This window comes from Romboutsia sp. (genome assembly GCF_035470145.1).
Taxonomy (GTDB): domain Bacteria; phylum Bacillota; class Clostridia; order Peptostreptococcales; family Peptostreptococcaceae; genus Romboutsia_D.
Map to the genome: position 1 here is coordinate 1 of NZ_DATIRC010000430.1, position 1591 is coordinate 1591.

1 protein-coding gene is annotated in these 1591 nt (G+C 30.7%); it reads right to left on the bottom strand.

The window, feature by feature from the left end; translation table 11 throughout:
• Window positions 1-90 precede the first annotated feature (90 nt).
• Window positions 91-1434 carry an APC family permease gene (locus VLM92_RS16820; protein WP_325277475.1) on the bottom strand — a complete coding sequence of 448 codons (1344 nt, stop codon included), beginning with the start codon at window positions 1432-1434 and terminating at the stop codon, window positions 91-93.
• Between the last annotated feature and the right edge of the window lie 157 nt (window positions 1435-1591).

A 1591-nucleotide genomic window follows, 5' to 3' on the forward strand; every position in this document is an offset into this window, starting at 1 on the left:
ATATTATGTATAAAGGCTACTTTAAAGGGAGGAAATAATAAAAATAATATCAGTTATAAACATTTTTTAGAATGCTATATAATTTATTTTTTAAGCACATGCTCGTTTTTCTAATTGCTTACTTTTAGATTTTCTTAATGTATATATTGGAATCCCTATTAAAGTAAATATTAATCCTAAACCAGCATTAAGAGGTTCAGTTATTGAAGTGTTTATTATTATATATAACCCTCCAAGTATAGCTATTATAGGAATAATAGGATACAATGGTACTTTATATGGTCTATGAAGATCAGGTTGATTCTTTCTAAGAATAAATACTGCAACAAATGTCATAACATAAAATAACCACATTACAAATATTGTTAAATCTGTTAATTGGTCAAATTTTCCTGTAAATATATACCCTATACCAAGTAAAGATAAGAATATAGTTGCGTTTACTGGTGCACCTGTTTTTTTATGTAATTCAGCAAACCATCCACTAAATGGTAATTTATTTTCAGTAGCTAATGCATAAGGTATTCTTGCTCCTGTTAATATATTTCCATTTAAACAACCAAATATAGATACTAATATACCTATGCTAATTAATTTTCCTCCATTTGAACCAAATATTATAGTTGCAACATCAGCTGCAGGAGATGCTGTTGCAGCTAGTTTACTTGCTGGTAATACAAATAGATATGCAACATTTATAAGTATATAAACAGCCATTACTAATGATAAACCACCAATAATTGCTTTTGGTAAATCTTTTCCTGGATTTTTCATTTCTCCAGCTATATTTCCTACATTTATCCATCCGTTATAAGCAAACATACAAGCTATTAGAGCAGAACCTAAACCTGTAGCTACAGGATGATCTGGAGCTGTAATAGGAAACAATCTAGCAACTCCACCATCACCTTTTATAAATCCTACAACTATTATTAAAAATAATGGTATTAATTTACCAGCAGTTGCAATAGTTTGAAGTGCAGTACCTGCTTTAGATCCGCCGATAATATTTAAAATAGTTAAAAATACAACTGAGATTATTCCTATTGGTACAATTAAATTATTATCTAGTCCTAATAAAGTTACTACCTGAGTTGCAAATATAATAGCAAGTGCAGCCATTGTACCAGGGAAATATATAACTGTTTGAGCCCAACCAAAGAGGAATCCCCAAATATCTCCATAAGCTTCGTCTAAATATGCTATTGCTCCACCTGTTTTAGGTATTGCAGCACCAAGTTCAGCCGCAGTAAGTCCGCCTGCTATAGTTATAATTCCAGCTATAATCCATGCTATAATTCCAAGACCAGGGGCTCCTGTTGCTGTAAAAATGGCTGTAGGTTTAAAAAACACTCCTCCGCCTATAACCATACCCACAACTATCGATAGAGCGGGTACAAGTCCGATATTTTTGTTTAATTCATGATTATCCATTTGAGTTTTCCTCCTTAAAGTCACATAAAAGACTATCCGATTTATTTTGCTTTATAAATTTATCACAAGAAATACAGTAATAGCAACAAATTATTGCAATTCTGTCTATTTATAAAATTGATAACATTTTTAATTTTTAGAAAAAAGAAAATGATTA

Excerpts from the sequence above, each read along its gene's own strand:
- VLM92_RS16820 (WP_325277475.1), bottom strand. The coding sequence starts at position 1,434 with ATGGATAATCATGAATTAAACAAAAATATCGGACTTGTACCCGCTCTA.